Here is a 1,326-nt window from a genome sequence, read left to right on the forward strand (position 1 = left end):
CATCCTGAGTGACGTCCAGAGCCAGTTCGAGCGCTGGCGCCAGGATCGGAAACGAGGCACCCGCATCCCTGAGACGCTGTGGCAAGCGGCGGCCGAGGTCGCTGGAGAGTGCGGCGTTTCCAAGACGGCCCAGGCCCTGGGCCTGGACTACTACGGCCTGAAGAAGCGTGTGTGTCCTTCCAGCAAGCGTGTGTAACGCGATTTTTCTCGATGATCGCGACCGTCAGGGCCGCGGCGTGAGGCCGGCGGGCGCTGACCATCGGAAGGGCATGGGCCATTTGCGACGGCGTGACGCCATCGGCGTGGCGTTGGGACGAAGCGCCACAGTCAGCCGGCCGATAGGCAGCGCCAGGGTTGGGCCGCCCGGCTGACTCAGATGGCGTAGCTCAGCTCGACGTCTGGCCGGAGGGCTGCCGCCTCGGCTGCGCCAACGGCCACCTGGTAGTTCCACGGCATCCAGTCCTGGGGGCTGCGCCGTAGCTCTTCAGGGTGCTTCAGAAGCTCGGTGAGATAGTCGAACGGATCGACGCTCTCGAGCTCTGCGGTGTAGATCAGGCTCATGAAGATGTCGCCGACACCAGCGCCGTTCTTGGTCTTGTAGAACAGCGAGTTCTTGCGGTGGAGGATCGCCTTCTTCAGCGCACGCTCGCAAATGTTGTTGTCCAGCGGTGCGCCAGGCTTGCGCAGAAACAGGGTGAGCTTGTCCCAACGATTCAGCATGTAGGAAAGCGCTGCGCCCAGGGAGGAATTCGGCTCGACCTTCTTCTGCTCCAGCTGCTCTTCCATCCAGCACTCGAGCTTCTCCATGATCTCGGCTGAGTGCTCTTGATGAAAGCGTAGGCGCCTTGCGGGCGACATCTCCTCCTTGCGGGCGATGGCATCGTAGTGGTAGACGTGTCCCAAGGACTCAAGCACGAAGCGGCATTCTCCAGGGAAGCTATCGACCACCTCCACGAACTTCCGACGACCATGACTCATGCAGTTGGCCAGGATCGTCGCGAATTCCTTCGGCACGTTGCGCGACAATCCGTCGCACATCTGCATCGGTATCTCGAGCTCCGCGGCCCGCCGCCGGAGCACATCCTCGAGGTTTTCTCCAGCGTGCTGGCGCCCGGTGAAGAACACTGCACTTTTGTGATCGTCGCGGACCGCAACGATGGCGGAGGTGAAGATCCCGGTACGCTCCTTCGAGCCCTTCTGTTCGATCTGTTGGTTCTCTTTGAGCAGCTGAAGGATCTTCACCGAAGTATCGTCATTGTAGAAGATATCCCACTGCGCTACTTGCCGAATCAGCTCTTCGTAGACCATCGCGAGGACGATCGCTGC

At 61.3% G+C, this 1,326-nt stretch carries 2 protein-coding genes; one reads left to right on the forward strand and one right to left on the reverse strand.

Annotation, left to right across the window (positions count from 1 at the left end; all coding sequences use genetic code 11):
* A partial coding sequence (locus GY769_04495; GenBank protein MCP4201175.1) for a hypothetical protein occupies nt 1-196 on the forward strand: 196 nt, incomplete at its 5' end.
* 176 nt (nt 197-372) lie between these two features.
* On the opposite strand, the gene GY769_04500 is transcribed toward GY769_04495, so the two are convergent.
* The coding region (locus tag GY769_04500) for an IS66 family transposase (GenBank protein ID MCP4201176.1) at nt 373-1,326 on the reverse strand (954 nt) is incomplete at its 5' end.

The organism is bacterium, assembly GCA_024224155.1.
Lineage (GTDB): Bacteria > Acidobacteriota > Thermoanaerobaculia > Multivoradales > JAHEKO01 > CALZIK01.